Source organism: Micromonospora sp. NPDC049282 (assembly GCF_043197045.1).
Lineage (GTDB): Bacteria > Actinomycetota > Actinomycetes > Mycobacteriales > Micromonosporaceae > Micromonospora.
Window position 1 is genome coordinate 16,574 of record NZ_JBICSL010000009.1, and the last position, 21,669, is coordinate 38,242.

Below are 21,669 nucleotides of genomic sequence, written 5' to 3' on the forward strand. Positions count from 1 at the left end.
AGCCGACCGGAGGGGACGCACCGATGAACCGACCCGTCGTGGCGGGGGTGGACGGATCGCCGTCCAGCCTGGCCGCCGCCGACCAGGCCGCGGCGACCGCCGTGGCGCGCTCCCGTCCGCTGCTGCTGGTGCACGGATACCTGCACCCGCTCGGCTACGGCGTGCCGCTCAACCCGTACGACCTCGGGTTGCCCGCGCCGACCGAGGAGGCGGAGAAGATGCTCGAGCGGGTCGCCGCCGACCTGGCCGAGCGGCATCCCGGGCTGCGGGTGGCGGTCCGGCAGGTCGCCGGCGGCCCGGGCGCGACGCTGGTGGAGGAGTCGCGCCGGGCCGAACTGGTGGTGGTGGGCAGCCGGGGGGTGGGCGGCTTCGCCGGGCTGCTGCTCGGTTCGGTGGGCGGGCAACTCGCGCAGCACGGGCACTGCCCGGTGCTCGTCGTCCGTCCCGCGGAACAGCCGATCCCGGTCGACGGTCCGGTGCTGGTCGGCGTCGACGGCTCCGACGCCGCGGCGTACGCCGTCGAGCTGGCCGCGGACGAGGCCGCCCGCCGCGACGCCGAGCTGGTGCTGGTGCACGTCCGCGCGCCGGAGCGCGGCGCGACGGCGCCGGAGGTGGCGGCCGAGGCGAGCACCGCCGAGCGGGCCGAGGCGGCCGAGCTGTTGGCGGCGGCGGCCGCCCGGGTCCGGCCGGCGCACCCGGGGTTGCCGGTGACCGAACGCGCCGTGGCCGCCGCTTCTCCGGAGACCGCGCTGCGGGAGGCGAGCGCCGGCGCGTCGCTGGTGGTGGTCGGTTCCCGGGGCCGGGGCGGCTTCGCCGGGCTGCTGCTCGGCTCGGTCAGCCAGGCGCTGGTGCAGCACGCCCACTGCCCGGTGCTGATCGCCCACCGTCCGGAGCCGGCCGACGACTGAGGCCGCCACCGCGGTCAGGCGTGCACGACCGGGCTCGGCCCGCGGCCCGAACCGGGATCAGGCGGCCGAGCCCGGACCAGACGGCCGAGCCCGGACCAGGGGGCCGAGCCGGGATCAGGCCGGGTCGCGGCCGGCGAGCAGGTCGGCGAAGTCGGTGGTGAGGGCGAACGGATCGGCCGGGCCGGTCGCCGGCGGCCGGCGGTCCACCTGTTCGGCCAGCTCGCCGGCGGCCCGGCGGATCCGGGTCCGCAGCGCGCTGTCGCCGTCGTCGCCGGCCCAGTCCTCCGGCGCGGCGAAGACCGCCGTCGGCAGCGTCACCGCCCGCAGGTACGAGAACATCGGCCGGACCGCGTGCTCCAGCGCGAGCGAGTGTCGGGCGGTGCCGCCGGTCGCCCCGATCAGCACCGGCGTGCCGGCCAGCGCGTCGCGGTCCACCACGTCGAAGAAGGACTTGAACAACCCGTTGTAGGACGCGTTGAAGATCGGCGTGACCGCGATCAGCCCGTCGGCCGCCGCGACGGCGTCAAGCGTCTCGCGCAGGGCGGCCGGTGCGAAGCCGGTGAGCAGGTGGTTGACCACGTCGTGGGCGTGCTCGCGCAGGTCCACCGGGCGCAGGTCGACGGACGCGCCGCGGCCGGCCAGCTCGTCGCGGGCGGCGGCGGCGAGCTGGTCGGCGAGCAGGCGGGTGGACGAGGGCTGGCCGAGACCGGCCGAGACGACCGCGAGGGTACGCCGGGTCATCGCTCCTCCTCCGTGGTCGCGGCGACGCCGACAGCGGTCGTCGCGGTGTCACGGGCGGCCAGCAGGCCGGCGTGGGTGGGCGCCTCGGGCACGTGCGCCGGGCGCATCGAGTCGAACTCCTTGCGCAGCACCGGGACCACCTCCTCGCCCAGCAGGTCGAGCTGCTCCAGCACCGTCTTCAGCGGCAGGCCGGCGTGGTCCATCAGGAAGAGCTGCCGCTGGTAGTCGCCGACGTAGTCACGGAAGCCCAGCGTGCGGTCGATGACCTGCTGCGGGCTGCCGACGGTCAGCGGCGTCTGCCGGGTGAACTCCTCCAGCGACGGGCCGTGCCCGTAGACCGGGGCGTTGTCGAAGTACGGCCGGAACTCGCGTACCGCTTCCTGCGAGTTGCGGCGCATGAAGACCTGTCCGCCCAGGCCGACGATCGCCTGCTCGGGCGAGCCGTGGCCGTAGTGCGCCCAGCGCTGCCGGTAGAGGCCGACCATCCGCTGGGTGTGCTCCTTGGGCCAGAAGATGTGGTTGGCGAAGAAGCCGTCGCCGTAGTACGCGGCCTGCTCGGCGATCTCCGGGCTGCGGATCGAGCCGTGCCAGACGAACGGCGGCACGCCGTCGAGCGGGCGCGGGGTCGAGGTGAACGACTGCAGCGGCGTACGGAACTTGCCCTTCCAGTCGACCACGTCCTCGCGCCAGAGCCGGTGCAGCAGGTCGTAGTTCTCGATGGCCAGGGGGATGCCGTTGCGGATGTCCTGCCCGAACCACGGGTAGACCGGGCCGGTGTTGCCGCGACCCATCATCAGGTCCACCCGGCCGTCGGCCAGGTGCTGGAGCATCGCGTAGTCCTCGGCGATCTTGACCGGGTCGTTTGTGGTGATCAGCGTGGTCGAGGTGGAGAGCAGCAGGCGCTCGGTGCGCGCCGCGATCCAGCCGAGCATGGTGGTGGGCGACGACGGCACGAACGGCGGGTTGTGGTGCTCGCCGGTGGCGAAGACGTCCAGGCCGACCTCTTCGGCCTTGAGCGCGATGGTGGTCATGGCCTTGATCCGGTCACGCTCGGACGGCAGCCGCCCGGTGGTCGGGTCGACGGTGACGTCACCGACGGTGAAGATTCCGAACTGCATGACCAGCTCCTCGGGTGAGATCCGGACCGGTCGACCCGGCATCGCAAGGCACAACCTATTTGACGAGTCAACTATTCCAGCCCCGGCCCCCCGGGCCCCACGTCGATCTTGCACTTCCGGCCTCCGTGACGCCCTCTTCGTCCCGTTATTGGAGGACCGTAACTGCAAGATCGCGTACGAGGTCGAGTGCTGGAACCTCGGTTCGGCGACTACCCTTGCCGGCCATGACGTACCCCTGGCTCGACGCGCCGGCCGCGGAGATCGCGGCGACCGGGCGGACCCTGCTCGGCTGGACCGTGTCGGCGAACGGCGTGCGGATCCGGCTGACCGAGGTCGAGGCGTACGCCGGCACCGGTGCGGATCCGGCCTCGCACGCCCACCGCGGGCCGACGCCGCGCAACCGGGTGATGTTCGGGCCGGCCGGGCACGTCTACGTGTACTTCGTGTTCGGCATGCACTGGTGCGCGAACATCGTCTGCGGTCGCGACGGTGAGGCGGCGGCCGTGCTGTTGCGCGCCGGCGAGGTGGTGGGCGGGATCGAGGCCGCGCGCGAGCGGCGTCCCCGCGCCTCGGACCGGGAGCTGGCCCGGGGGCCGGCCCGGCTGGTCACCGCGCTCGGGCTCGGCCGCGACGCCAACGGCAGCTCGGCGGTCGACGGCACCGGGCCGCTGCTCCTGACACCACCGGTCGAGCCGGTGGACCCGGCACGGATCACCGCCGGGCCGCGGGTCGGCGTCGCCGCGGCGCACGACCTGCCGTGGCGGTTCTGGCTGGTCGACGAGCCGAGCGTGAGCGTGTACCGCCGGCACAGCCCGCGCCGGCGGCCCGCGACGCGCTGATCGGGCGCAACCTGAGGGACCTCGCGGCGCGTCTCAACCCCGGGAGGGCCCGGGCTCCGGCGTACGAATGACTTTCAACGGGGTGTTGACAACATGCCATTCCTCGGTGTCTGATGGACGGCATGGTCACCGTGGACAACGACCCGTTCACCGCTCCGGATGCTGCCCAGGCCCGGGCCCACCGCAACTACGCGGCGCTGCTGCGGATCGCCGAGCGGCACGCCGGCACGAACTCCCAGCGCCGGCGCTACGCGCACCCGGACGTTCCCGACGCCTACGAGGCGGCCACCCTGGTGATGGCGCTCGCCGGCGGCGCCGAGCTGGACCCGGGCGAGGAGCCGGTCGACCAGGCCGACCTGATGGCCGCGCTGACCCTGATCCCGCACGTGCGGGCCGAGGTGGACGTGCTGGAGGCCGGGCTGCTCCAGGTGGCTCGCGGCCGGGGCATGACCTGGCAGGCGATCGCCTTCGGGCTGGGGCTGGGCAGCCCTCAGGCCGCCCGGCAGCGCTACGAGCGCCTCACCGTGCGCACCGGCACCGGCGACTGACCCGACGAACCGTGCCGGCCGGCCCGGCCGGCGGCTGTCACACCGACGGGTGAGACTGTCCGGGGACGACGGCACGGGAGGACGCGATGACGCGCGAGGAGATGTTGGCCTACTGCCTGGCCAAACCGGGAGCCTGGCTGGACCGTCCGTGGGAGGGCGACGAGGTGGTGAAGGTGGGCAGCCGGATCTTCGCCTTCCTCGGCTCCCCCGAGGGCGAGGCGCGGCTCGGGGTCAAGTGCGGGCCGTCGCGCGAGGTGGCCGACGAGTGGCTGCACCGGTTCCCGGACGACGCCCGGCCGTCGCCCTACATCGGCCGGTCCGGTTGGAACACGCTGCGGATGACCGGCGGCATCCCGGACGACGAGCTGGTCGACGCGGTCGACGGGTCGTACGACGCGGTGGTGGCGAAGCTACCGAAACGCGAGCGACCGACGGCCTGAACCCCGGGCACTGGTCAGAACCGAGCGGGGGCGATGCCGTCCAGTCGACGCGCCTTGATACGGTCTCGCGCCCACCGCAGGGACGGGCACTCGTCCGCCGTGTCATAGCAACGGTTGCAGTAACCCAAGATCCAGTGCCGCCGAATGATTCGTTTCGCCAACTCGGGCACCCACTCCGACCGGGGCACTTCCCTCTCGATCATGGCCACCTCCCGAAACAAGCAGATCCGGGCACGGAGCCATACGTCGCGCGCCCGGATCGCTATCCAGACACTCCGCCAGTTGCCGACCGGAAGAGCGCTACTCGGCAACTTGCCATGGATAGCCATTGGTAGTCAAGGACCCGCCATGGGTGATTGAGTAAGGGAGCCGACCGGAGGAGAACCACCAGTGCCACCGCAGTACCGCTACCAGCAGATTGCCGAAGACATGGCGAACCGGATCAAGTCCGGGGAGTTCCCGCCCGGCTCGCGCCTGCCGAGCCGGGCCGAGCTGTGTGAGCAGTACGAGGTATCGAGCTTCGTCGCGGACCGCGTGTACCTGATGCTCAAGATGCAAGGGCTCACAGAGTCGCTGCCGGGCGCTGGTGTGTACGTCAAGGAGAACGCGCCGGGCCGGTGAAGCCCGGGGCGTCCCCTGTCCGCTCAGGTGTCCCAAAACGCCTCCCCGTTGCCGCGTGCCGACCCGGTCCGGCCAGCGCCCGCTTACGCGCCTGCCGCGCCGCTTCCACGGTGTTGCCCGCGATCAGGGAGCCGGCAACGAACAACACGGGCAACGCCCAGGTCGCGGGGGTACTGATCGTGGCGGGCCTGGGAATCGCGGCCGTGGTCTACATGGTCAAGCTCAGCGGTAACTTCGCCAACGTGGCCTCGGCGGGCATCACCGCGATCAGCGGGATAGTGCTGGCCGCCATCGGCGCCATCACGATGGCGATCCGCGAGCGGCAAACCCGGACGGGTCGCTCCTAGCGCCAGGTGCCAGGGCCGGAGGTGCACTCCGATCCCGGCACCATCCGCATGGAGAGCCAGGGGTAACCAGGCGAAGATGCACCTGGCCTGGCGATTCCGTTGCCCAGCGGGGTATCCAGGGCAGCCAGCCTCCGGTGGGCCTCTTCAGGCGGCCCGCTGAAGGGTCCCGTCAGGGTCTCTGGCCGGCGGTCGGACCTGGTCCGGGGCGGATGGACACGCCCGCCCCGGACCAGGTGGCATCAGCGGGGTACGACCTGCTCGGCGGCCCAGTCCCGCCAGCCGGCCAGCTTGTCCGCGGCGGCGGCGAGCTGGTCGGCGACCGGCCCGGGGCCGGTGGAGCCGGGGGTGGTGCGGGCCGCGAGCGCCGAGCGCACCGAGAGCACGTCGCGCACGGACGGGTCCAGGTGCTCGCTCACCGCGGCCAGATCGGCGTCGGACACCTCGTCCAGCGCGCAGTCGCGGGCCGCGCAGAGCGCCACCAGCCGGCCGGTGATCTCGTGCGCGTCGCGGAACGGCACCTGCCGGCGGACCAGCCAGTCGGCGACCTCGGTGGCCAGCGAGAAGCCCGAGGGCGCGGTGGCCGCGAGCCGGTCCACCCGGACCGTCATCGTGGAGATCATCCCGGCCAGCGCGGGCAGCAGCAGCTCCAGCGTGTCGACCGCGTCGAAGGCCGGCTCCTTGTCCTCCTGCATGTCCCGGTCGTAGGTCATCGGCAGGCCCTTGAGCATGGTGAGCACGCTCATCAGGCCGCCGACCAGCCGGCCGGACTTCCCCCGGGCCAGCTCGGCGATGTCCGCGTTCTTCTTCTGCGGCATGATCGACGAGCCGGTGGCGAACGAGTCGTCCAGCTCGACCCAGCCGAACTCCTGCGACGTCCAGAGCACCACCTCCTCGCCGAGGCGGGACAGGTGCACGCCGGTCATCGCGGTGACGAAGAGGAACTCGGCCACGAAGTCCCGATCGGCCACCGCGTCCATGGAGTTGGCGAACGAGGTGCGGAAGCCCAGCTCCTTGGCGACCGCCACCGGATCCAGCGGCAGTCCCGAGCCGGCCAGCGCACCGGCGCCGAGCGGGCTGATCGCCGCCCGCTCGTCCCAGTCGCGCAGCCGCTCCAGGTCGCGCAGCAGCGGCTGCACGTGCGCCAGCAGCCAGTGCCCGAACGTCACCGGCTGGGCGTGCTGCAGGTGGGTCATCCCCGGGGCGGCGGTGTCGAGGTGCCGCTCCGCCTGCTCGACCAGCGCCTCGGCCAGCTCGACCAGGCGGGCGGCCACGCCGCGGGCGTGGTCGCGCAGATAGAGCCGCAGGTCGGTGGCGACCTGGTCGTTGCGGGAGCGGCCGGCGCGCAGCTTGCCGCCCAGGCTGCCCAGCCGCTCCAGCAGGCCGCGCTCCAGCGCGGTGTGCACGTCCTCGTCGTCGACCGTCGGGCGGAACGCGCCGGAGGCGCAGGCCGCCTCCAGGTCGTCAAGCGCGGCCAGCATCCGCCCCAGCTCGTCCGGGTCGAGCAGGCCGGCGCCCGCGAGGACCCGGGCGTGCGCGCGGGACCCGGCGATGTCGTACGGGGCGAGGCGCCAGTCGAACTGGACGCTCACCGACAGCCGCGCGAGAGCCTCGGCGGGACCGCCGGCGAACCGGCCTCCCCAAAGGCTCGTCCGGTTGGTGGCGGCGCTGTTCTCGGTCAGGCTCTTGTCGTCCACCCCACCCATTGTGGTGGTCACGACCGCGACCCTTCCCACCGGGCGTGCCGTACGGCGCCATCGACCCGATCGCTCATGGTGTGGTGTTCCCTTCGACGTGCTCTCCCCGGCGGGCCCACCCGGCGAGCCGGTCACCCAACGCGGCGCCGCCGTCGGCCTCGCGGGCGACGACGAGGATGGTGTCGTCGCCGGCGATGGTGCCGACGATCTCGGACAGGCCGGCCCGGTCCAACGCGCTGGCCAGGTAGTGCGCCGCGCCCGGCGGGGTGCGCAGCACGGCGATGTTGCCGCTGGAGTCGACGCCGTTGAGCAGCTCGTGCAGCAGCCGGACCAGCCGGGCGGGCGCCCCCTCGGCGTCGCGCAGCGGCCGGTGGCCGTCCTCGGGGATCAGGTAGACGCCACGCCCGTCGCCGCCGCGCGCGGTCACCGCCCCCAACTCCTTGAGGTCACGCGAGAGGGTGGCCTGGGTGACCTGGATGCCGTCGCCGGCGAGCAGGTCGGCCAGCTCGGTCTGCGAGTGGATGGCGGTGTCGCGGATCAGCTCGACGATGCGGGCGTGCCGCGCGGCGCGGGTCAGCGGGGCGGTCATGAGGAGGCCTCCAGGAGAAATGTCAGCAACGCCTTCTGGGCGTGCAGGCGATTCTCCGCCTGGTCGAACACGGCGCTGCGCGGGCCGTCGAGCACCTCGCCGGTGATCTCCTCGCCCCGGTGGGCGGGCAGGCAGTGCAGCACGATCACGTCGGCCGCGGCGTGCGCCAGCAGTGCGTCGCTGACCTGGTAGGGCCGGAACGGGGTGATCCGGTCCAGCCCGTCGTCCTCCTGCCCCATCGACGTCCAGGTGTCGGTGGCGACCACGTGCGCCCCGCGTACCGCGTCGGCCGGGTCGGTGAGCACGTCGACCGAGCCGCCGGTGCCAGCGGCGATCTTCGCCGCCCGGGCCACGATCGCCGGATCCGGTCCGAAGCCGGTCGGGCCGGCGATCCGGACGTGCATCCCGGCGGTCGCGCCGGCCAGCAGGTACGAGTGCGCCATGTTGTTCGCCGCGTCGCCGACGTACGTGAGGATCCGCCCGGCGGTGGCGCCGAACCGCTCCCGCACGGTGAGCAAGTCGGCCAGCAGCTGGCAGGGGTGGTAGGTGTCGGTGAGCGCGTTGACCACCGGCACGGTGGCGTGCTCGGCCACCTCGGCGATCCGGTCGTCGCCGTGGGTGCGCAGCACGATCGCGGCCACGTAGCGGGACAGCACCCGCCCGGCGTCGCCGAGGGACTCCCCGCGGCCGAAGTGGGTCACCTGGGTGTCCACCACGAGGGGGTGGCCGCCCAGCTCGGCGATGCCGGCGTCGAACGAGATCCGGGTGCGCAGGCTCTGCTTGTCGAACAGCACCGCCACCGACCTCGGCCCGGCGAGCGGCGTGTGCGCGTACCGGTCGGCCTTCATCCGGGCGGCGAGGTCGAGCACGGCGGCCTGCTCGGCGGGGGTGAGGTCGTCGTCGCGCAGGAAGTGGCGGATCATGCGGGGGCCTCCGTGCGGGTCGCGGGGGTGGGCGCGGCGGCGGGCGCGGCGGCATCGGCGGGCGCGCTGTCGAGGGCGGCGGGCAGCGCGGCGAGGAACGCGTCGACCTGCGCCGGGGTGAGGATCAGCGGCGGGGCGAGCCGGACCACGTCGGCCTGCACCGGGTTGACCAGGAAGCCCGCCTCCCGCAGCGCGTTCGTCACCACGCCGGCCACCGGCCGGTCCAGCGCGATGCCGAGCAGCAGGCCGGCGCCGCGCACCTCGCGCACCAGCGGGTGCCCGAGCGCCTCCACGCCGCGCCGCAGCCGTTCGCCGACCCGCTTGACGTGGTCGAGCAGCCCCTCGTTCGCGATCGTGGCGATCACCGCGAGCGCGGCGGCGCAACTGACCGGGTTGCCGCCGAAGGTGGTGCCGTGCGAGCCGGGGGTGAGCAGGTCGGCGGCCGGGCCGAAGGCCAGGCAGGCGCCGAGCGGCAGGCCGCCGCCGAGCCCCTTGGCCAGGGTGACCACGTCCGGCTCGACCCCCTCGGCCTGGTGGGCGAACCAGTGCCCGGTCCGCCCGACCCCGGTCTGCACCTCGTCGAGCACCAGCAGGGCGCCGTGCGCGGCGGTGATCCGCCGGGCCGCGGCGAGGTAGCCGGGCGGCGGGACGACCACGCCGTTCTCACCCTGGACCGGCTCGACGATCACCATGGCGGTGGCGTCGGTGACCGCGTCGGCCAGCGCGTCCGCGTCGCCGTAGGGCACGTGGGTGACGTCGCCGGGCAGCGGGCGGAACGGGTCGGCCTTGGCGGGCTGGCCGGTGAGCGCCAGCGCGCCCATGGTCCGGCCGTGGAAGCCGCCCCGGGTGGCCACCACGTGGCGACGCCCGGTGAGCCGGGAGAGCTTGAACGCGGCCTCGTTGGCCTCCGCGCCGGAGTTGGCGAAGAAGACCCGGCCCGGCCGGCCGGCCAGGGCCAGCAGCAGTTCGGCCAGGGCGACCGGCGGCTCGGCGACGAACAGGTTCGACACGTGCCCGAGCGTGGCGACCTGCTTCGACACGGCCGCCACCACGGCCGGGTGGGCGTGCCCGAGCGCGTTGACCGCGATGCCGCCGAGCAGGTCGACGTACTCCCGGCCGGCCTCGTCGACCACGACGGCGCCGGCGCCGGCGACGAGCGCCAGCGGCGGCGTGCCGTAGTTGTCCATCATGGCGGCGCTCCAGCGCCGCACCAACGTGCTCATGAACCGGTCACCATCGTTCCGAACCCTTCCGAGGTGAAGACCTCGAGCAACGTGGAGTGGGCGACCCGCCCGTCGACGATGTGCGCGGCGGGCACTCCCCCGCGCACCGCCCGCAGGCAGGCCTCCATCTTCGGGATCATGCCCGACTCCAGCGACGGCAGCAGCTTCGCCAGGTCGTCCGCGGTGATCTCGCTGACCAGGCTGGACGTGTCCGGCCAGTCGGCGTAGAGGCCGGGCACGTCGGTGAGCACCACCAGCTTGCGGGCGTCCAGCGCGACCGCGAGCGCGGCGGCGGCGGTGTCCGCGTTGAGGTTGTGCAGCACCCCGTCGGCGTCCGGCGCGACCGTGGAGACGACCGGGATCCGGCCGGCCGCGATCAGGTCGGTGACCGCCGAGGAGTTCACCGACTCCACGTCACCGACCTGCCCCACGTCGACCGGCTCCCCGTCCACGTACGCCGGGCGGCGCACCGCGGTGAACAGCCCGGCGTCCTCGCCGGAGAGCCCCACCGCGAACGGGCCGTGCGCGTTGACCAGGCCGACCAGTTCCCGGCCGACCTGCCCCACGAGGACCATCCGGACCACGTCCATGGCTTCCGGGGTGGTGACCCGCAGGCCGCCGCGGAACTCGCTGGCGATGCCGAGCCGGCCGAGCATGGCGGAGATCTGCGGGCCGCCGCCGTGCACCACGACCGGCTTGAGGCCGGCGTACCGGAGGAAGACCATGTCCGCGGCGAAGGCCCGCCGCAGCTCGGGGTCGGCCATCGCGTTGCCGCCGTACTTGACGACCACGGTGGCGCCGGCGAAGCGGGCCAGCCAGGGCAGCGCCTCGATCAGCGTGGCGGCCTTGGCCTGGGCGTGGCTGAGATCAGCGGTGAGATTCATGCTCGAGCGGGCCTTTCGTTCGCGACTGCGGGACTCCGCTCCGCTGCGTTCCTCGCGCTCACGTCGAGCGGGCCTTTCGTTCGCGACTGCGGGGCCCCGCTTCGCCGCGTTCCTCGCGCTCACGTCGAGGAGGCCGAGTTCTCGTGGACGGTGTCGGCGAGGAGCTGCCGGGCCAGGTCGTGGCACGCGGCGGTGACCGCGGCGGTCAGCTCCGCGCCGGTCGGCTCGATGCCGGAGGCGCCGCTGGCCAGCAGCAGCACGGTGTCGTTGGTGGACCTGCAGCCGTCGGAGTCGACCCGGTCGAAGGTGACCCGGGTGGCGGCCCGCAGGGCGTCGTCCAACGCGTCCGGGCCGGCCACCGCGTCGGTGGTGAGCACGCAGAGCATGGTGGCCATGGCCGGCGCCGGCATGCCGGCGCCCTGGGCCATCCCGCCGACCGTCCAGCCGCTGCCCCGCGCCACCGTGCTCTTCGGCCGGGTGTCGGTGGTCATGATCGCCTCGGCGGCCGGCAGCCCGCCGTCACGGGACAGCCGGCGCACCGCGTCGCGCACGCCCGGCAGCAGCTTCGGCATCGGCAGGCGCTCGCCGACCACGCCGGTCGAGCAGACCGCGACCTCGCCGGCGCCGACGATCAGCCGGGCGCTGCCGGCGGTGAGCGCGGCGGCGGTGTGCTCGGCGGTGGCGTGGGTGTCCTGGAAGCCGGCCGGGCCGGTGCAGGCGTTCGCGCCGCCGGAGTTGAGCACCACGGCGCGAACCACGCCGCCGTGGACGACCTGCTGGGTCCAGAGCACCGGGGCGGCCTTCACCCGGTTGGCGGTGAAGACAGCGGCGACGCCGGCGTCCGGGCCGTCGTTGACCACGAGCGCGACGTCGGCGGCGCCCGAGGTCTTGAGGCCGGCGGCGACACCGGCGGCGCGGAAGCCGCGGGGGGTGGTGACGCTCACGGAGCCACCCCGAAGACGGAGAGCCCGGTGGTCTCGGGGAGACCCATCATCAGGTTGGCGTTCTGCACGGCCTGACCGGCCGCGCCCTTGCCCAGGTTGTCGAGGGCGCCGACCACGATCACCCGCCCCGAGTCGACGTCCACGGTCGCCTGGAGGTGACAGGAGTTCGAGCCGGCGGTCGCGGCGGTGTGCGGCCACGCCCCCTCGGGCAGCAGGCGCACGAAGGGCTCGTCGGCGTAGGCGGCAGCCAGCACCGCCCGCGGGTCGGCGTCGCCGGTCGGCACCGCGGTGACGGTGGCGAGGATCCCCCGCGGCATGGGGGCGAGCACCGGCGTGAACGAGAGGCCGGTCGCGCCGGTGGCCTGCTTGATCTCCGGCACGTGCTGGTGCGCGCCCACCTTGTAGGGGGACAGGTCGCCCATCACCTCGCTGCCCAGCAGGTGGGCTTTGGCGGCCCGGCCGGCGCCGGAGGTGCCGGAGGCGGCGACCACCACCACGTCGTCGGGGCGTACCGCGCCGGCGGCGATCAGCGGGGCCAGCGCCAGCGTGGTCGCCACCGCGTAGCAGCCGGTGCTGGCCACCCGCCGGGCGGCCGCGATCCCGCTCCGCGCGCCGGGCAGCTCGGGCAGCCCGTAGGTCCAGGCGCCGGCGTGCGCGCCGCCGTAGTAGCGGGCCCAGGCGTCCGCGTCGCGCAGCCGGTGGTCGGCGCCGAGGTCGACCACCGCGACCGCGTCGGGCAGGGCCGCGGCGAGCGCCGCCGACTGACCGTGCGGCAGCGCCAGGAAGACCAGGTCCGCGTCGGCCAGGGCCGCCGGCTCGGTCGCCCCGAGCAGCAGGTCCAGGCCGGCGAGCTGCGGGTGTACGGCGGCGACGGGCTGGCCGGCCTGGCTGTGCGCGGTGGCGGCCACGAGGTCGAACTCGGGGTGGCCGGCGAGCAGGCGCAGCAGTTCGCCCCCGGCGTACCCACTCGCCCCGGCGACAGCTGTTCGGATACCCATACCCACCTCCGCATGACTATGCAGAGAAGGCTACCGGGACTCAGGCATCACTGCAAGGTCATGCAGCGCACTGCATAGGAATGAATTCTCGTGAACCCACTCACGCGGACGGTCGACGAGCGTTGAGAGGGCCCCCGCCTCTACCGGATGCGTTAAGCGGGGGCCCCTCCTTACACCTCAGACGCCGCGGAGGGTGGCGCCGAAACGCTGGGCGGCGAGCGCCACCGCCGCATCCCGCGCGGCCACCGCCTCCTCGCCGGCCAGCGTCCGGTCCGGGGCCCGGAACGTCAGCTTGTACGCCAGCGACTTCCGACCCGCGCCGAGCTGCTCGGAGGCGTAGACGTCGAAGAGCCGGACGTCCTCCAGCAGCGCGCCGGCGCCCTCGACCAGGGCCCGCTGCACGTCGGCCGCCGGCACCGCCTCGTCGACGACGAGCGCCACGTCGATCAGCGCCGGCGGGAACGTGGCGATGACCGGGCCGCTCACCAGCGGCGCGGCCGGCAGCGCATCCAGGTCCAGCTCCATGACGCTGGTGCGGCGGGGCAGCTCCAGCGCGGCCACCACGGCCGGGTGCAGCTCGCCGGCGTGACCGACGACAGCGTCGTCGACCAGCAGCTCGGCGCAGCGGCCCGGGTGCCAGGGCGCGCGCTCACCGGCCCGGACGGTGACCCGGTCGGCGGGGATGCCGGCGGCGTCGAGCACCGCCCGGCCCGCCTCGACCGCGTCCGCCCAGCCGGCCGTCCGACCCGCGCCCCACCAGCCGGCCGGCTCGATCTCCCCGCACACCGCCACCGCGACGTGCCGCGGCTGCGCCGGCACCACCGCGTCGGCGGCGGCGAACTCCTCGTCGGTGGGACGACGGTCCACGCCCATCGCCGGCGGGGCGCCGGCGCCCGGACGCGGATGGAAGACCGCGCCGATCTCGTAGATCGCCACATCCCGCTGACCCCGGCCGACGTTGCGCCTGACGATGCCGAGCAGCGGGCCGAGCAGCGTGGTGCGCAGCAGCGGCTCCTCCTCGGACAGCGGGTTGGCCACCCGCACCGCCGCCCGGCGCGGGTCGTCGGCCGACAGGCCGAGCTGGTCGGCCAGCTCCGGCGCGACGAACGGCTGCGCGAGCACCTCGACCCAGCCGCGCTCGGCGAGCGAGCGGGCCACCGCGCGGCGGCGCTGCTGCGGTGCGGTGAGGCCCCGGCCGGGGCGCGCGGTGGGCAGCACCGACGGCACCCGGTCGTACCCGTCGAGGCGGACCACCTCCTCCACCAGGTCGGCCGGGTCGGTCAGGTCGGGCCGCCAGCTCGGTGGCGTCACGGTCAGCACCTCGCCGGCGCCGCCGGCGGCCACCCCGGCGGCGCCCGGGTCCTCGCCGAGCCGGTCGACGCCCCGGGCCACCGCGCACCCGACCTGCTCCAGCAGCTCCACCACCCGATCGGGCGAATACGACACGCCGATCCGGCGCGACGGCAGGTCCACCGGCAGCGTGACCGGCGGGGCCGGGCGGACGTGGTCGAGGTCGAGCACCTCGGCCCCGGCGGTGCCGCCGGCCAGCTCGGTGAGCAGCCGGACCGCCTTCTCCAGCGCGACCAGCGGCAGCGTCGGGTCGACGCCCCGCTCCCAGCGCTTCGCGGCCTCGCTGAACAGCTTGTGCCGCCGGGCCGTGCGGCCGACCATGGCCGGGTCCCAGTGCGCCGCCTCGAACAGCACGTTCCTGGTGGTGGCGAGCACCTCGCTGGTCTCGCCGCCCATCACCGCGGCCAGCGAGATCGGCCCGGTCTCGTCGCAGATCACCATGTCCTCGGCGACGAGGCTACGGCTCACCCCGTCCAGGGTGGTCAGCTTCTCCCCCGGCTCGGCGCGGCGCACCACCAGCGGCCCGGCGATCCGGTCGGCGTCGAAGGCGTGCATCGGCTGGCCGAGTTCGAGCATCAGGTAGTTGGTGATGTCGACCGGCAGCGAGATGCTGCGGACGCCGGCCACGGTGAGCCGCTGCCGCATCCAGCCGGGCGTCTCCGCGGTCGGGTCGACGCCGCGCACCATCCGGGCGGCGAACCGGTCGCAGCCGACCGTGTCACGCACCTGGACCGGGTACGCCGGCTCGGCGGTCCCGGCGGTGGCCGGCGCGTCCGCCGGGTCGCGGAACGGCACGCCGAGCGCGTGCGACAGCTCGCGGGCGATGCCGCGGACGCTGAGCGCGTACCCGCGGTCCGGGGTGATCTCCATTTCGACCACCACGTCGTCCAGGCCGACGATCGACCGCGCGTCGTCGCCCGGCTGGGCCTTGACGTCCTCGGGCAGCACGATGATGCCCGAGTGGTCGTCGCCCAGGCCAAGCTCCTGCGCCGAGCAGATCATGCCGTGGGAGTTGCGCCCGTACGTCTTGCGCGCGCCGATGGCGAAGTTGCCCGGCAGCACGCCGCCCGGCAGGATCACCACGACCTTGTCGCCCGGGGCGAAGTTGCGCGCACCGCAGACGATCTCCTGTGGCTCGCCGGTGCCGTTCGCGGCGCCCACGTCCACCCGGCAGAAGCGGATCGGCTTCTTGAAACCGGTCAGCTCCTCGATCTCCAGGACCTCGCCCACGACCAGCGGACCGGTGACGGTCTCCCGCAGGTCCACGATCGACTCGACCTCGATGCCGAGGTCGACCAGCGCCTGCTCCAGGTCGCCGGTGGGCAGGTCGGCGGGGAGATCCACGTACTCCCGCAACCAACTGACAGAAACTCGCATGACTGTTCTACCGCCGTTTCCCGTAGCTCAGGCGCCGAACGCGCGGGTGAACCGCACGTCGCCCTCGGCCATGTCCCGCATGTCGCTGACCCCGTGCCGGACCATCACGGTCCGGTCGATGCCCATGCCGAAAGCAAATCCGGAGTAGACCTCCGGGTCGATGCCGCAGGCGCGCAGCACCCGCGGGTTGACCATGCCGCAGCCGCCCCACTCGACCCACTGCGGCCCGTCCCGGTGCTCCGGGAACCAGACGTCGAACTCCGCCGACGGCTCGGTGAACGGGAAGTAGTGCGGCCGCCAGCGCGTCTTCGCGCCCTCGCCGAACATGGCCCGGGCGAAGTGGTCGAGCGTGCCGCGCAGGTGCGCCATGGTGATGCCCTTGTCCACCACCAGACCCTCGACCTGGTGGAAGACCGGCGCGTGGGTGGCGTCCAGCTCGTCGGTGCGGTAGACCCGGCCGGGCACCACCACGTAGATCGGGGGCCTGCGGCTGAGCATGGTGCGCGCCTGCACCGGCGACGTGTGCGTACGCAGCACGAGACCGGAGCCCTGGGGGGCGATGTGGAACGTGTCCATCAGCCCTCGCGCCGGGTGGTCGGCCGGGATGTTCAGCGCGTCGAAGTTGGTCCACTCCAGCTCGACCTCGGGGCCCTCGGCCACCTCGTAGCCCATGCCGATGAACAGGTCGCTGATCTGCTCCATCAGCACGGTCAGCGGGTGGCGGGCACCGCGCGGCCGGCGGTCGTGGGGCAGGGTCACATCGACCCGCTCCTCCACCAGCACCCGCTCGGCCTGCTCGCGGTCAAGGATCTCCTGCCGGGCGGCATACGCGGACTCGACGGCGCGGCGGGCCTCGTTGACCCGCTTGCCGGCGTCGGACTTCGCGGCCGGCGGCAGCGCGCCGATCTCCCGGCGGGCCAGCGACACCGGGGACCGGTCCCCCAGGTGCGCCGGGCGCAGCGCGGTCAGCGCGTCCGGGTCGGCGGCGGCGGCGAACGCCTTCTCGGCGTCGGCCACGGCCGCGGCCAGGGCGTCCGGGTCGAGCAGGGCGACCTGCTTCGGGTCGTACGGATCGTTGCGGTAGCTCATGGTGAACGGGCACTCCCTCACGGCGGCGCCGACCCTTCCGCAGGGCGGCCAGGCGAGTCTACGGACGCGCGGCTTCGCCGCAGCCCGCCGGTGGGAGTCGTGCAGGGAGGAAGGGTCAGGCCTGCCGCCCGCCGACACCGGCGGGCTGGCTAAACGAACGCCGTGGCGCGTTCATCACGAGGCGGACTCCCCTGCTGTGTGTGGCGCGGCCGTCGTCCTACCCGCGGCTGTCGGCCGGCGCAGTGCTCTGGCCGAAGAATACAGGCAGACGGCCGCCGCCGCAGCCAGGTTCAGGCTCTCGGCGCGCCCGTGCAGCGGCACCCGGACCCGGGCGTCGGCGACGGCGGTCAACTCGTCCGGCAGGCCGTGCGCCTCCGACCCGAACAGCCAGGCGGTGGGGGCGGCGAGCCGGCCGGCGTCGGCGAGGTCGTCCAGGTCGCTGTCGCCGTACCCGGTGGTGGCGAGCACCGACAGCCCGGCGGCCCGCAGCGCCTCGACCACCCGGACCGGGTCGTCGGCGCGGACCACGTCGACGTGGAACAGGCTGCCGGCGGAGGCGCGCACGCACTTGCCGTTGTAGGGGTCGACGGCCTCGCCGGCGAAGACCACCGCGCCCGCGCCGGCCGCGTCGGCGGTGCGCAGCACGGTCCCGGCGTTGCCCGGGTCACGGATCCCGGCGAGCACCGCGACCAGGCGCGGCCCGCGCGCCAGGGCCTCGCCCAGGGGTACGTCGAGGTGTCGGCAGACCGCCACCAGGCCCTGCGGCGCCACGGTCTCGGCGAGCGCCGCCAGGGCGTCGTCGGTGACCTCGGAGACCGGCACGTCGGCCCGGGCGGCGGTCGCGGCGAGGTCCGCGTACCGGTCCAGCGCGGCCGGCGTGCCGAACAGCTCGACCACCGAGCCGCCGCGGGCGAGCGCCTCGCGGACGGCCTGCGGCCCCTCGGCCAGGAACCGGCCGGCCTGCTCCCGGTCGCGCCGGCGGTGCAGCCGGCGGGCCGCCGCGACCCTCGGGGTACGCGGGGTGAACGGGCCGGAGACGGCGTCGAGGCGCCTCCCCTGCGACGGTGACTGCATGGGAGACGCCTCGATCTGCCGTACGGGTGGGTCAGGCGGCCTGGGCCGCGGCGCCACCGGTGCCCTCGGCCGCCACGGCGGCGCGGGCCAGCTCGACGATCGCCGCGAACGCGGGGGCGTCGTTGACGGCCAGGTCGGCCAGGATCTTGCGGTCGACCTCGATGCCGGCCAGGCGCAGGCCCTGGATCAGCCGGTTGTAGGTCATGCCGTTGGCCCGGGCCCCGGCGTTGATCCGCTGGATCCAGAGCTGCCGGAAGTCGCCCTTGCGGTCGCGACGGTCCCGGTAGGCGTACTGCATCGAGTGCAGCACCTGCTCCTTGGCCTTGCGGTAGAGCCGGGAGCGCTGACCGCGGTAGCCGCTCGCGGTCTCCAGCAGGGTACGACGCTTCTTCTGGGCGTTCACAGCCCGCTTGACGCGTGCCATCTCAACTCCTTCTTCGGTTCAGGTGGCTCGCGTCAGCGGCCGAGCATCTTCTTGATGCGCTTGGTGTCGGCCTTGGCCAGCTCGACCGTGCCGGTCAGCCGCCGGGTCTGGGTGCTGGGCTTCTTCTCCAGGTTGTGGCGAAGACCGGCCTGCTGGGCAACGATCTTGCCCTTGCCGGTCACCTTGACCCGCTTGCCCATACCCGTGTGGCTCTTCATCTTCGGCATGTGGAACGTCTCTCCCTGTTACTGGCCGCTGGTGTCAGCGGTCGGGCCGGTCTCACCGGCTGCTGCGGTCTCGGCGGCCACCGGGGCCTCGCCACCTGCCGGGGCTCCGGACTCCTCCTCCGCGGCGCGGTCCCGAGGACCACCGCGGGACGCCGTGGCGGCGACCGCGGAGGCCTTGACGGCCCGGTGCGGAGCGAGAACCATGATCATGTTTCGACCGTCCTGCTTCGGCGCGGCCTCGACGTATCCCAGGTCCGTGATCTCGGACTCGAGCCGGCGCAGGAGCCGGTAACCCAGCTCCGGGCGGCTCTGCTCGCGACCGCGGAACATGATCGTCACCTTGACCTTGTCGCCCGCCTTGAGGAACCGCACCACGTGACCCTTCTTGGTCTCGTAGTCGTGCGGGTCGATCTTCGGCCGGAGCTTCATCTCCTTGATGACGGTCTGCTGCTGGTTACGCCGCGCTTCGCGCGCCTTGAGTGCGCTCTCGTACTTGAACTTGCCGAAGTCCATGAGCTTGCACACCGGCGGGCGCGCCATCGGCGCAACCTCGACCAGGTCCAGGTCGACGTCCGCGGCCAGCTGCAGGGCGCGCTCCAGCGGGACGATGCCCACCTGCTCACCCTCAGGACCGACCAGTCGGACCTCACGTGCCCGGATCTGCTCGTTCACGCGTGGTTCGACGCTGATGGGGCCTCCTCGAGTCGAGTCTTCTACGTGCCGACTCCGCGGGCTCCCGGGCGGGAGCCGACCCGGAAAGCAGAAGGCCCCGGCGTATGCCAGGGCCCACTCGACCGGTCAGCACGATCACAGGATCGCGCATCCGGGATCGGGACGTGCCCGAAACCGGGGACCGGACCCGGACGCCTGGACGGCGACTCGGGTGGGAGCGGGCGCTCCGCTTCTCGACCGCCCGCTCGTCAGGGACGGGGGCAGTCTGGTCGACTCCGCAACACTACACCCTCGGCCCAGGCCCGCCCAAACCGGGCCCGCAGGTCAGCGGGGCGCCGGGGGGCCGGCGGCGAGCGCGGCCAGGTGCGCCTGGTGCAGGCGGCGCAGCGCGCGGACCGCCTCGACCGCGCTCTCCTTGTCGGCCGCCTGCAGCGCCACCATCGGCAGCAGGTCGTCGTCGTGCAGCTCCAGGCTGGCCCACGGGGCGCCGCGGTCGAACCGGACCCCGCGGATCACCTCCCAGGGCAGCTCGTACGAGCCGATCACGTTGCGCACCCGCACGCCCCGGGCGTCGGCGACCACCCGGGGGCGGGTGAACAGCAGGAACCCGAGCGCGCCGAAGACGCCCAACCCGACCATGGCGAACTGGTCGCCGCGTTGGAACGAGCCGTAGCCGTCGCCGGTGGCGCCGGTCAGCGAGGTCGCGACGAGGCTGAAGACCACCACCAGCGTGATCGCCGCCGCCCAGCAGACCACCCGGACGCGGCGGGGCCGCACGGTCACCACGGAATCGCTCACCCGACCAGTCTGCCATCCGGCTCGCGCTCACCCTCGACCGCCACACGGGCCGGCGTCCGCCGCCGGACGCCGGCCACCAGCACCGCCAGCAGCGTGAGCACCGCGCCGGCCAGCACCGGGAGGCGGACGCCGGGTCCGCCGGGCAGCGCCAGGTCCAGCAGCAACGCGCCGCCGAGCTGCCCGGCCACCAGCGCCAGGCCGGTCCGCAGCACCCCGGCGGCGCGTACGCCGACCAGCAGGGCGAGCACGATGCCGACGCCGAACACGCCACCGACGTAGAGCCACCACTGTGTCGGCCAGCGCGGCTGGTCGGCGAGCGCGCCGACCAGCACCGCCACCGCGCCGATCACCGCCGTGCTGACCACGAAGTTCACCGCGAGGCCGGCGGCCGGCCCGATCCCGGCCGCGACCCGGCCGTTGAGCGCGGACTGCAACGACACCGCCAGCCCGCCGACGACCGAGAGCAGCACCAAACCGACCGCCAGGTCGCCGACCGGCCGGCCGACCTGCGCGAGGGCCACCGCGCCGACGCCGAGCGCCGCCCCGGCCACCCGGGGCGCGGTGAACGGCATCCGCCCGGCGGCGGCCAGCCCGGCCCGGTCGACGGCCAGGCCGCCGAGGCTGCCGCCGGCCACCTGGGCGATCGTGAACACCGCCACCCCGAGCGCCGGCACCACCACCGGCGCGGTCAGCACGATCACCGCGCCGCCGAGCCCGCCCAGGTAGGACCACCAGGGCAGGCCGGCGCGGCGCAGCCCGGCCAGCCCGGCCCGCATCGACGGGACCACGGCCAGCCCGACCAGCACGATCAGGCAGCCGCCGAGGTTGTTGACCACCGCCCCGAGCACCGGGTCGCCGGTCCGCTCCCCCAGCTCGGCGTTGACCACGCCCTGGGCGGCCGAGGCCACACCGCCCAGGACGACGACGGCCAGCGCGGCCGGGAGCGGCAGCGGCCTCACAGCCGACAGGCGTGGATGTTGGTGACCAGGATCGCCCGGGCGCCCAGCTCGTAGAGCTCGTCCATGATCCGGTGCACGTCGTCGCGGAGCACCATGGCCTGCACCGCGACCCAGCCCTCACGGTGCAGCGGCGAGACCGTCGGCGACTCGATGCCCGGAGTGAGCGAGCTGGCCCGGTCGAGCAGCCCGGCCGGCACGTCGTAGGCGAGCATCACGTAGCGGCGGGCGACCAGCACGCCGTGCAAGCGGCGCTGCAACTGCTCCTGCTGGGCGCCGCCGGCGGCGCCGACCCGGCGGACCAGCACCGCCGAGGAGCGCAACAGCGGCTCGCCGAAGACCACCAGCCCGGCCTGGCGCAGCGTGACGCCGGTCTCCACCACGTCGGCGACCACGTCGGCCACGCCGAGGCGGATGGCGTTCTCGACCGCGCCGTCGAGCCGGATCACCTCGGCCTTGACGTCCAGCTCGGCGAGGTGCCGCTCGACCAGACCCGGGTACGCGGTGGCGATCCGGTGCCCGCCCAGCTCCCGTACGTCGTCCACGTCCTGCGGGCGGGCGGCGAACCGGAAGGTGGCCCGGCCGAAGGCGAGGTCCACCACCTCCTCGGCCGGCGCGCCGGAGTCGATCAGCAGGTCCCGACCGGTGATTCCGACGTCCAGGTCGCCGGAGCCGACGTAGGTGGCGATGTCCTTGGGGCGCAGGTAGAAGAACTCGATGTCGTTGGGCTCGTCCCGGCAGACCAGGTCCTTCGGGTCGGTGCGCTGGCGGTAGCCCGCCTCGCGCAGCATCTGGGCGGCCTTCTCGGCCAGGGCGCCCTTGTTGGGTACGGCGACGCGCAGCATGGGAGTGCTCCTTCGTTCGATCGGATGATCAGCGGACGGG

23 protein-coding genes and 1 pseudogene are annotated in these 21,669 nt (G+C 74.0%); 6 read left to right on the forward strand and 18 right to left on the reverse strand.

Translation table 11 applies throughout. The annotated features are described in order from the left end of the window. Window positions 1-23 precede the first annotated feature (23 nt). Complete coding sequence (locus ACGFI2_RS16215; protein ID WP_393517010.1) at window positions 24-908, forward strand: universal stress protein; 885 nt, start codon at window positions 24-26, stop codon at window positions 906-908. A 114-nt stretch (window positions 909-1,022) separates the two neighbouring features. On the opposite strand, the gene ACGFI2_RS16220 is transcribed toward ACGFI2_RS16215, so the two are convergent. After that, window positions 1,023-1,649: a CE1759 family FMN reductase gene (locus ACGFI2_RS16220; RefSeq protein ID WP_393517013.1), complete on the reverse strand. Its 627-nt coding sequence runs from the start codon at window positions 1,647-1,649 to the stop codon at window positions 1,023-1,025. Then, entirely contained in the window at window positions 1,646-2,767 is a 1,122-nt protein-coding gene (locus ACGFI2_RS16225; RefSeq protein ID WP_393517016.1) for an LLM class flavin-dependent oxidoreductase, read from the reverse strand. The genes ACGFI2_RS16220 and ACGFI2_RS16225 overlap by 4 nt, the downstream gene beginning before the upstream one ends. 224 nt (window positions 2,768-2,991) lie before the next feature. On the opposite strand from ACGFI2_RS16225, the gene ACGFI2_RS16230 reads away from it, so the two are divergent. From ACGFI2_RS16230 to ACGFI2_RS16250, 5 genes are all read left to right on the forward strand, one after another. Then, window positions 2,992-3,606: a DNA-3-methyladenine glycosylase gene (locus ACGFI2_RS16230; protein WP_393517019.1), complete on the forward strand. Its 615-nt coding sequence runs from the start codon at window positions 2,992-2,994 to the stop codon at window positions 3,604-3,606. A 122-nt stretch (window positions 3,607-3,728) separates the two neighbouring features. After that, the gene (locus tag ACGFI2_RS16235; RefSeq protein ID WP_393517022.1) at window positions 3,729-4,154 is read left to right on the forward strand and encodes a DNA-binding protein; all 426 of its coding nucleotides are present in this window, start codon (window positions 3,729-3,731) and stop codon (window positions 4,152-4,154) included. 86 nt (window positions 4,155-4,240) lie between these two features. Beyond that, the gene (locus tag ACGFI2_RS16240; protein WP_393517025.1) at window positions 4,241-4,594 is read left to right on the forward strand and encodes an MmcQ/YjbR family DNA-binding protein; all 354 of its coding nucleotides are present in this window, start codon (window positions 4,241-4,243) and stop codon (window positions 4,592-4,594) included. Between the two features lie 390 nt (window positions 4,595-4,984). Further along, window positions 4,985-5,215 carry a winged helix-turn-helix domain-containing protein gene (locus tag ACGFI2_RS16245; protein ID WP_393517028.1) on the forward strand — a complete coding sequence of 77 codons (231 nt, stop codon included), beginning with the start codon at window positions 4,985-4,987 and terminating at the stop codon, window positions 5,213-5,215. A 110-nt stretch (window positions 5,216-5,325) separates the two neighbouring features. Then, the gene (locus ACGFI2_RS16250; RefSeq protein ID WP_393517031.1) at window positions 5,326-5,562 is read left to right on the forward strand and encodes a hypothetical protein; all 237 of its coding nucleotides are present in this window, start codon (window positions 5,326-5,328) and stop codon (window positions 5,560-5,562) included. Window positions 5,563-5,801: 239 nt separating this feature from the next. Here ACGFI2_RS16250 and argH read toward each other — a convergent pair whose 3' ends face one another. From argH to hisG, 16 genes and pseudogenes are all read right to left on the reverse strand, one after another. Next, window positions 5,802-7,265 (reverse strand): argininosuccinate lyase, encoded by a 1,464-nt coding sequence (argH, locus tag ACGFI2_RS16255; RefSeq protein WP_393517607.1) that lies wholly within the window; start codon window positions 7,263-7,265, stop codon window positions 5,802-5,804. A gap of 64 nt (window positions 7,266-7,329) precedes the next feature. Then, a complete protein-coding gene (locus ACGFI2_RS16260; protein WP_393517034.1) occupies window positions 7,330-7,845 on the reverse strand; it encodes an arginine repressor in 516 nt (171 codons plus the stop codon). After that, complete coding sequence (argF, locus tag ACGFI2_RS16265) at window positions 7,842-8,768, reverse strand: ornithine carbamoyltransferase (RefSeq protein ID WP_393517037.1); 927 nt, start codon at window positions 8,766-8,768, stop codon at window positions 7,842-7,844. The genes ACGFI2_RS16260 and argF overlap by 4 nt, the downstream gene beginning before the upstream one ends. Beyond that, window positions 8,765-9,991 (reverse strand): acetylornithine transaminase, encoded by a 1,227-nt coding sequence (locus tag ACGFI2_RS16270; protein ID WP_393517040.1) that lies wholly within the window; start codon window positions 9,989-9,991, stop codon window positions 8,765-8,767. The genes argF and ACGFI2_RS16270 overlap by 4 nt, the downstream gene beginning before the upstream one ends. After that, window positions 9,988-10,875 carry an acetylglutamate kinase gene (argB, locus tag ACGFI2_RS16275; RefSeq protein WP_393517043.1) on the reverse strand — a complete coding sequence of 296 codons (888 nt, stop codon included), beginning with the start codon at window positions 10,873-10,875 and terminating at the stop codon, window positions 9,988-9,990. Before argB ends, ACGFI2_RS16270 begins: the two co-directional genes overlap by 4 nt. A 152-nt stretch (window positions 10,876-11,027) precedes the next feature. After that, window positions 11,028-11,819, reverse strand: a pseudogene (locus ACGFI2_RS16280) (bifunctional ornithine acetyltransferase/N-acetylglutamate synthase); the annotation flags it as partial. Beyond that, window positions 11,816-12,817: an N-acetyl-gamma-glutamyl-phosphate reductase gene (gene argC / locus ACGFI2_RS16285; RefSeq protein WP_393517045.1), complete on the reverse strand. Its 1,002-nt coding sequence runs from the start codon at window positions 12,815-12,817 to the stop codon at window positions 11,816-11,818. The pseudogene ACGFI2_RS16280 and the gene argC, both read right to left, overlap by 4 nt. 177 nt (window positions 12,818-12,994) lie before the next feature. After that, on the reverse strand, window positions 12,995-15,544 hold the full coding sequence (gene pheT, locus ACGFI2_RS16290) for a phenylalanine--tRNA ligase subunit beta (protein WP_393517048.1): 2,550 nt from the start codon (window positions 15,542-15,544) through the stop codon (window positions 12,995-12,997). A 27-nt stretch (window positions 15,545-15,571) separates the two neighbouring features. After that, window positions 15,572-16,633: a phenylalanine--tRNA ligase subunit alpha gene (gene pheS, locus ACGFI2_RS16295; protein WP_393517051.1), complete on the reverse strand. Its 1,062-nt coding sequence runs from the start codon at window positions 16,631-16,633 to the stop codon at window positions 15,572-15,574. Between the two features lie 174 nt (window positions 16,634-16,807). Then, window positions 16,808-17,707 carry a TrmH family RNA methyltransferase gene (locus ACGFI2_RS16300; RefSeq protein ID WP_393517054.1) on the reverse strand — a complete coding sequence of 300 codons (900 nt, stop codon included), beginning with the start codon at window positions 17,705-17,707 and terminating at the stop codon, window positions 16,808-16,810. 31 nt (window positions 17,708-17,738) lie between these two features. Continuing rightward, window positions 17,739-18,131 carry a 50S ribosomal protein L20 gene (gene rplT, locus ACGFI2_RS16305; protein WP_393517057.1) on the reverse strand — a complete coding sequence of 131 codons (393 nt, stop codon included), beginning with the start codon at window positions 18,129-18,131 and terminating at the stop codon, window positions 17,739-17,741. 32 nt (window positions 18,132-18,163) lie between these two features. Further along, window positions 18,164-18,358, reverse strand: coding sequence for a 50S ribosomal protein L35 (gene rpmI / locus ACGFI2_RS16310; protein ID WP_393517060.1), 195 nt, complete (start codon window positions 18,356-18,358; stop codon window positions 18,164-18,166). A gap of 18 nt (window positions 18,359-18,376) precedes the next feature. After that, window positions 18,377-19,030, reverse strand: coding sequence for a translation initiation factor IF-3 (gene infC / locus ACGFI2_RS16315; protein WP_393517063.1), 654 nt, complete (start codon window positions 19,028-19,030; stop codon window positions 18,377-18,379). A 324-nt stretch (window positions 19,031-19,354) separates the two neighbouring features. Beyond that, window positions 19,355-19,828, reverse strand: coding sequence for a PH domain-containing protein (locus ACGFI2_RS16320; RefSeq protein ID WP_393517066.1), 474 nt, complete (start codon window positions 19,826-19,828; stop codon window positions 19,355-19,357). Beyond that, window positions 19,825-20,787 (reverse strand): DMT family transporter, encoded by a 963-nt coding sequence (locus ACGFI2_RS16325; protein ID WP_393517069.1) that lies wholly within the window; start codon window positions 20,785-20,787, stop codon window positions 19,825-19,827. The genes ACGFI2_RS16320 and ACGFI2_RS16325 overlap by 4 nt, the downstream gene beginning before the upstream one ends. Next, window positions 20,784-21,629: an ATP phosphoribosyltransferase gene (gene hisG, locus ACGFI2_RS16330; protein ID WP_393517072.1), complete on the reverse strand. Its 846-nt coding sequence runs from the start codon at window positions 21,627-21,629 to the stop codon at window positions 20,784-20,786. Before hisG ends, ACGFI2_RS16325 begins: the two co-directional genes overlap by 4 nt. Window positions 21,630-21,669: the final 40 nt, after the last annotated feature.

Coding starts and splice junctions, on each gene's coding strand:
- argF (WP_393517037.1), bottom strand. CDS start 8,768: ATGATCCGCCACTTCCTGCGCGACGACGACCTCACCCCCGCCGAGCAG.
- ACGFI2_RS16215 (WP_393517010.1), top strand. CDS start 24: ATGAACCGACCCGTCGTGGCGGGGGTGGACGGATCGCCGTCCAGCCTG.
- argC (WP_393517045.1), bottom strand. CDS start 12,817: ATGGGTATCCGAACAGCTGTCGCCGGGGCGAGTGGGTACGCCGGGGGC.
- ACGFI2_RS16300 (WP_393517054.1), bottom strand. CDS start 17,707: ATGCAGTCACCGTCGCAGGGGAGGCGCCTCGACGCCGTCTCCGGCCCG.
- argH (WP_393517607.1), bottom strand. CDS start 7,265: ATGGGTGGGGTGGACGACAAGAGCCTGACCGAGAACAGCGCCGCCACC.
- ACGFI2_RS16240 (WP_393517025.1), top strand. CDS start 4,241: ATGACGCGCGAGGAGATGTTGGCCTACTGCCTGGCCAAACCGGGAGCC.
- ACGFI2_RS16225 (WP_393517016.1), bottom strand. CDS start 2,767: ATGCAGTTCGGAATCTTCACCGTCGGTGACGTCACCGTCGACCCGACC.
- rplT (WP_393517057.1), bottom strand. CDS start 18,131: ATGGCACGCGTCAAGCGGGCTGTGAACGCCCAGAAGAAGCGTCGTACC.
- pheS (WP_393517051.1), bottom strand. CDS start 16,633: ATGAGCTACCGCAACGATCCGTACGACCCGAAGCAGGTCGCCCTGCTC.
- argB (WP_393517043.1), bottom strand. CDS start 10,875: ATGAATCTCACCGCTGATCTCAGCCACGCCCAGGCCAAGGCCGCCACG.
- ACGFI2_RS16260 (WP_393517034.1), bottom strand. CDS start 7,845: ATGACCGCCCCGCTGACCCGCGCCGCGCGGCACGCCCGCATCGTCGAG.
- hisG (WP_393517072.1), bottom strand. CDS start 21,629: ATGCTGCGCGTCGCCGTACCCAACAAGGGCGCCCTGGCCGAGAAGGCC.
- ACGFI2_RS16235 (WP_393517022.1), top strand. CDS start 3,729: ATGGTCACCGTGGACAACGACCCGTTCACCGCTCCGGATGCTGCCCAG.
- pheT (WP_393517048.1), bottom strand. CDS start 15,544: ATGCGAGTTTCTGTCAGTTGGTTGCGGGAGTACGTGGATCTCCCCGCC.
- ACGFI2_RS16220 (WP_393517013.1), bottom strand. CDS start 1,649: ATGACCCGGCGTACCCTCGCGGTCGTCTCGGCCGGTCTCGGCCAGCCC.
- rpmI (WP_393517060.1), bottom strand. CDS start 18,358: ATGCCGAAGATGAAGAGCCACACGGGTATGGGCAAGCGGGTCAAGGTG.
- ACGFI2_RS16270 (WP_393517040.1), bottom strand. CDS start 9,991: ATGAGCACGTTGGTGCGGCGCTGGAGCGCCGCCATGATGGACAACTAC.
- ACGFI2_RS16230 (WP_393517019.1), top strand. CDS start 2,992: ATGACGTACCCCTGGCTCGACGCGCCGGCCGCGGAGATCGCGGCGACC.